Origin of the sequence: Streptomyces sp. NPDC094147, assembly GCF_044764265.1 — a bacterium.
GTDB lineage: Bacteria > Actinomycetota > Actinomycetes > Streptomycetales > Streptomycetaceae > Streptomyces.
In genome coordinates, this window is record NZ_JBIWHT010000072.1 from 1 (window position 1) to 5,362 (window position 5,362).

The following is a 5,362-nucleotide window of genomic DNA, read 5'->3' on the forward strand; positions in this document are numbered from 1 at the left end:
GATCCACGGCCGCGACTGTCTCTTCCCCACACCCACACCAACGAACAGCCAAGCCGACGGTCACACCAACAACCACTTCTGTTAGGACCTCTAAGCTTGACTATGACGGGAATCTCGGGGTTTCCCAGTGCGGCTACCTGATCACCAGGCAGGCTCACGGCAGTGGAGCAGTCCGACCCGGCTGGTGAGGTGCGCGTTGTCCGTCCATCCCCGCCCCGGTGAGCAAGTCCCTCCTTTGACCGCGCAGGTTGCGCGGGCGAGCAATCCGAAGGGCACGACGGCGCGTCCCGAGGGCACGAGGGTTTGACGGGGGACATTTCCTCAGAGAGACGTTCGTGGGGAGGGACGTACTGGCCTCTCAGAAGAACGGAGATCGTCATGTGCCCTTCTGCGACACCGGAGACCTCCGGGCGCGGTATTTCCCCGGCCGCCCGTGAGGCAGCGCAGGCCGAGAAGCTGGACCGGCAGCGGCTTGAGTCGCTCTCAACGGCCGCGAGGCACCCAAGCAGGATCTCGTGGCGCCTCTCATCGAGGGGCCCCGACAGCGACGAGGAGACACAGCCAGCGATCTCCGCGTCCAGCAACACCATGTCTTCACCCTCGATCTCTCGACGGCGCATGTGTGGTGGGAATGGCGCGCGCATGTGCTCTTCCCACAGCCGTGAGAGCAGGTTCAGTCCCGGTTCGCTCATGCTCGCGATCATGCCCTACATCCAGGCTCTGCGGAAAAGAGCACCCACAGAGCCGCCGAATGACCGCTCGACCTGCTTCCTCGGCCATGGACGCCTGCCTGCCGACCTGAGGACCACCTCACTCAGAACGAGCCGCACCCCTTGTCTTTTATGGTCTACAGCCATGCCGCTGGCCGTTCGTGTCGGTTGTTACGGTTATGGGTTGTGACTGAGCTGCTTCCTGAGTTCCCGTACCACCCCGACCCCGTCGCCACGGGGGTGATCGCGCCTTCTGGCACGGCCTGCATTTGCTGTGGGCGGGAACGCGGGTATGTCTATAGAGGCCCGGTTTACGCGGCCGAGGAGCTTGGGGGCCGGCTGTGTCCGTGGTGCATCGCGGACGGCAGCGCCGCGGAACGGTTTGACGCTCATTTCACGGCGGGAACGTGCCTGGGCGACGACGTGCCCTTTGAGGTCTTCGCGGCGGTCGACCGGCGCACTCCCGGTTTCATCGCGTGGCACGAACCTCGGTGGTTCTTCCACTGCGGTGACGGCGCCGCATTCCTGGGCCTGGTCGAGGCCGCCGAACTCGCAGCTTATCCCGAGGCGCTGCAGATGCTGCAGCGGGAGGCGAACGGCTGGGGTTGGCCATCGACCCAGGTTGAACACTTCCTCGGCTCGCTGGAAAAGGACGGCGAGGCGACGGCGTACCTCTTCCGGTGCCGGGTCTGCGCAGCCCACCTCGCATACACCGACTTCGCATAGCCCTCTAGAAGACGGTGCGAATCAGAGGGGCGCCACTGGTTCTCGCCCAGCACGTGGTCGTACCTGGCCTGGGTGTTGACGAGGCCGAGCCGGCTGATCACTGCCTGGAGGGTGGAGGTCTGCCATTGGCCATCACGGACGCAGATCCAGCAGGAGAGGCGACGCCCCCGCTCAACTGCCCGGCTCGCCGGTGCAACGGCATGATCGGGGAACGCGAGGACCAGGAGGGGACGTCACCGACGCCGCTGCCGAGTCGGCACTGCTCCACTACTCGTCTCCGAGGGTCGCGGCGACCATCGCGGCGTTCCTACGCGCCCGCGTCTACCGGCCCGAGTCACTGGTGTGGCTGGAGGGCTACCAGGCCCCTCATCCGCTGGCGGGCGCAGAACGAGATCACCGGCCTGTACGCGGTCCCCTACGACGTGGACCAGAGTCCGGTGCCCGCGGCGCAGGGATCATGGCGTCCACCCATCTGCTCGCCGCCAGCCAGCGCTTCGCTGGTGGACTCCCACACCGTCTGCCCCATCCCCGCCGCCCCTCGATTCTCGATGCTGCCCGACGCGCCGGGTGTGTATATGCTCCCCATAGTTTAGTTAAGGAATTGGTAAAGGGTGGGGAACGTGAAGGCCGTCCGCAAGGGCAAGAAATGCGCTGTGCCGGCTATCGTCACGATCGTGCTTGCCGTGGGGCTGACCGCCTGCGGCGGTGGCGGCACGGGCGGTGGCGACGGCAAGAAGAGCGGGGCAGCGAGCGCGTCACAGCGCAAGGACGCGGGAACCGTCCTTGTGGCCGCCGCCAAGAAGACCGGCGAGCAGAACTCGTACAAGACCCGTCAGTCCGGCGGCTCCTCCGAGGAGGGCGTCACGGACATGGCCTGGCAGCGGGCCCCCTTCGTCTCCTCCATGAAGGTCCACGGGAAGCAGACCGCGGACAACCCGAGCGGCGAGACGTACCTCATCGACACGGCCGACGGGGCATACACGAAGACCGACAAGATCCCCGGCAAGGACTGGTTCAAGCTGGAGCCGTCCGGCGACAAGAAGTCCTACCGATCGCGGTCAAGGGGGCTGCTGACAGAGTTCCTCGGCGCCCTCAACGCCACCGGCAGCGCCAAGTGGGTCGGCGCCGAGCAGGTCGGCGGGCGCCCCACCGACCACTTCCAGGGCACCGTTGCCATCGCCGAGCTCGCCAAGTACCAGGGTCCCGCCATGGACAAGGACAGCCACGACTGGTATGTGGATGTCATGCAAAAGGGCGGTAAGGAGCAGGCCGTCATCGATGTGTGGGTTGGCAAGGACGACCTCGTGGCCAAGGCCCAGGAGGTCAGTTCCGGCAAGAAGGGACAGGAACGGATCGTCGAGGAGTACTCGGACTACGGCACCGACCTCAAGCCGCAGGTCCCGCCCGCGGACACCGTCGCCTCGTTCGACGAGTACATCCAGGCCCTCTCGAAGCGTCCGTCCACCTGACCTCCTTGTGGACCGGGGAGAGCGGACGGGATGCCTGCTGGCATCCGTCACTCTTGCCGCAGCCTCCTGCTGCCCGTTATCGCATTCCTGATCGGGTAGGGGCTGTCCAGCCCGCAGGCGAGCACCGCAGCCTCCTCAGTCCGTCCCGCGTGACCGCCTGGTCCCGCTCTCCCCCCCGGCGGCAGCCTGCTCGGCCCTGCCAACGCCCGTAGTGTCCACCGGAGTTGGAACCGCGCCCGGGGCAGCCGCAGCGCCGTCAAGCAGCACCGAGTGTCCCGGCGCTGGTGAGCGAGGATGTCCGCATGCGCAATGCCGTGACTGCCTTCCTGATCGCCCGCCTCGACGAGGACGAGCACGAAGCCGCACGAGTACTGAACGAAGACGCTGCGCAGATCGTCGCGAACCACATCCCCCCTGGGGACCTCGTCGGCCAAGCCGGCAGCAGAGGCTGAAGGTGAGGGGTATCAGGTGATGCCTTTCAACTGGCCTGGTGAGTCCCAGAGTTGAAGAGTCTTGATGGGCTTGCCGAGGCCGGCGAGCTTCTCACCGGCCAGGTCGGGGAGTTCCGTGTTGAGCTCCATCGTGACCAGGTTCTCGGGCCGGACCCGCTGAGCAAGCAGCGCGGTGCTGTAGCCGGACCCCGTGCCGATCTCCAACGCCATATCGTCCGGCCCTGGGTCGAGATGGTGCAGCATGTCGACGAGGACGGCCGGGCAAGACGCAGCGGATGTGAACGCCTCCTTGGCCAGCCCGTCCTCGGGCCGTACCAGCCCGTCCTCGACTTGCGTGATCAGCGAGGCCTGCGCCGCGTAGACAGCACGGATCTACTGCCGGGGCTGCACCCGGTCCGGCACGAAATGCTCACGCGGCACCGCCAGAAACGCCTCGCGCAACCAGGCCCGGTCTTGGAAATGCCCCTCGCGTCCGTCGAGTTCGGCAGCGCACTGGGCACGCAGCTCGGCGGGATCAATCAGCGTCGTCATGTGCCGGCCGCTCGCCCAGTCATCCTCGGGCGGCGGGGTGGGGTCGTGCTCCGGCGCAGGATTCCCCGGATCACCCGGCGAGCTGTGCGGACCGCCTACCTGCCCGCCCGAATCCTGCCGATGCGCCACGATCACGAGACCCTTCCTGATCCGAGAGCGAGGCCCGTCATCGCTGCGGGACAGTACTCATTCTCGACGCCAACACCCGTACACCTACACCTCAGCCCACTTGCAGATTCTGCACGCGATCCCGGCCCGAGCCGCGGTACCGGCCGCGCCGATCCGCAACGGCTCCGACCAGGCACGACAGCGACGATAGTCAGTTGACCTGGTCTTTATCCGTGGCTTACCTTCCTCGCTCCGGCTTGATTCATTCAGGAACAAGTCCATCCGTCTGTCCCGTGGGGGGATCAACCATGCACTACTACACCGATGTGCTGAAGAAATACGCAGTCTTCAACGGCCGAGCCACGCGCCGCGAGTTCTGGATGTTCTGGCTGATCGACCTCGTCATCACGATCGCGATCGTCGTCGCGGAGATGGCGTTGGGGCTCGGCTCCATCCCCGGATACATCTATGTGTTCGCGGTGCTCCTGCCGACTCTCGGCGTGACCGTGCGCCGGCTGCACGACACCGGCCGCTCCGGCTGGTGGTGGCTGATCGGTGCCATCCCGCTCATCGGCGGCATCTGGCTGCTGGTTCTCCTCGCGGGCGAGAGTTCACGGGATGAGACGTTCGGCCCGTACCCGGGCACCGCGGACCCGCTGCCCGCGGTCTGAGGACTCCCGTACGCAGGCCACGGCGGCGCCGTAACAGGCTGCCTCCCGGGCCTGCGCGCTGTTGCCTCACTGGGCCCAGGACGGTAACCGCATCGACCGGAGCCGCCCACCGGGCCCTCGCCGGGACGCTGTCCGAGTCGTATCTGCTGGCTGGCGTATCGAGTTCGTCGGCCTGCGCGAGCCCGACGACGCCGATGCCACCCTGCTGCGCGCCGTGTGTGAAGCAGATGATCCGCTGCTCGGGGCGGCGGTCCTGTGTCGATCGGCCTCACCGACGACCAGGGCGTCGACTACTACGCCGTGAACCGCGACATGGACATGCTCGCGGTCGAGTCGGTGCCGTGGACGGTGGACAACGTCATCCCGTACCTGCCCGCCCGTCACAGCCTCTCAGGCGCCCCTCTGCTCACGGAGTGTCGCGGTCCGTCGGGCGCCTCTTCGGTCGCGTAGCCTCTCGCCCGATCCGGACTCTGGCCACTGCGGGTTTGTCGGCCGGCTGGCGCCATCCCCGTATCCCGTTCTCGTACAGTCCGGTGCGGAGCAATCCTCTGGTACCGCGGGCGGCTGGACGCATCGCTCGACGACAGGTGAACAAGCACGCGAAGCTCCGTAAGTTGTTGGACGGCCCGGGAGGGCCGGGTGTGGCTTACGCGAAGCTGTCTTCAGTGGCTCGCCAGGAGTGGCCGCCCGGTCCT

General features: G+C 66.7%; 7 protein-coding genes and 1 pseudogene. 6 read left to right on the forward strand and 2 right to left on the reverse strand.

The features are described 5' to 3' along the window. The first annotated feature begins 896 nt into the window (after positions 1 to 896). From ACIQ8J_RS35655 to ACIQ8J_RS35670, 4 genes and pseudogenes are all read left to right on the forward strand, one after another. On the forward strand, positions 897 to 1,436 hold the full coding sequence (locus ACIQ8J_RS35655; protein ID WP_403278281.1) for a CbrC family protein: 540 nt from the start codon (positions 897 to 899) through the stop codon (positions 1,434 to 1,436). A 206-nt stretch (positions 1,437 to 1,642) separates the two neighbouring features. Next, positions 1,643 to 1,864 (forward strand): annotated as a pseudogene (locus tag ACIQ8J_RS35660) (hypothetical protein); the annotation flags it as partial. Between the two features lie 225 nt (positions 1,865 to 2,089). Further along, on the forward strand, positions 2,090 to 2,905 hold the full coding sequence (locus ACIQ8J_RS35665) for a hypothetical protein (protein ID WP_403608143.1): 816 nt from the start codon (positions 2,090 to 2,092) through the stop codon (positions 2,903 to 2,905). A gap of 302 nt (positions 2,906 to 3,207) precedes the next feature. Next, entirely contained in the window at positions 3,208 to 3,357 is a 150-nt protein-coding gene (locus ACIQ8J_RS35670) for a hypothetical protein (RefSeq protein ID WP_403278284.1), read from the forward strand. A 12-nt stretch (positions 3,358 to 3,369) separates the two neighbouring features. Here ACIQ8J_RS35670 and ACIQ8J_RS35675 read toward each other — a convergent pair whose 3' ends face one another. Then, complete coding sequence (locus ACIQ8J_RS35675) at positions 3,370 to 3,729, reverse strand: hypothetical protein (protein WP_403278291.1); 360 nt, start codon at positions 3,727 to 3,729, stop codon at positions 3,370 to 3,372. Further along, positions 3,730 to 4,023: a hypothetical protein gene (locus tag ACIQ8J_RS35680; RefSeq protein WP_403278285.1), complete on the reverse strand. Its 294-nt coding sequence runs from the start codon at positions 4,021 to 4,023 to the stop codon at positions 3,730 to 3,732. It lies immediately after the preceding gene. 281 nt (positions 4,024 to 4,304) lie between these two features. Here ACIQ8J_RS35680 and ACIQ8J_RS35685 point away from each other — a divergent pair, with 281 nt between their 5' ends. Further along, on the forward strand, positions 4,305 to 4,667 hold the full coding sequence (locus ACIQ8J_RS35685; protein WP_403278287.1) for a DUF805 domain-containing protein: 363 nt from the start codon (positions 4,305 to 4,307) through the stop codon (positions 4,665 to 4,667). A gap of 255 nt (positions 4,668 to 4,922) precedes the next feature. Next, positions 4,923 to 5,117 (forward strand): hypothetical protein, encoded by a 195-nt coding sequence (locus tag ACIQ8J_RS35690; protein ID WP_403278289.1) that lies wholly within the window; start codon positions 4,923 to 4,925, stop codon positions 5,115 to 5,117. Positions 5,118 to 5,362: the final 245 nt, after the last annotated feature.

What these genes read in the sequence shown, in the direction of transcription:
- ACIQ8J_RS35670 (WP_403278284.1), top strand. Translation starts at nt 3,208, where the DNA reads ATGCGCAATGCCGTGACTGCCTTCCTGATCGCCCGCCTCGACGAGGAC.
- ACIQ8J_RS35685 (WP_403278287.1), top strand. Translation starts at nt 4,305, where the DNA reads ATGCACTACTACACCGATGTGCTGAAGAAATACGCAGTCTTCAACGGC.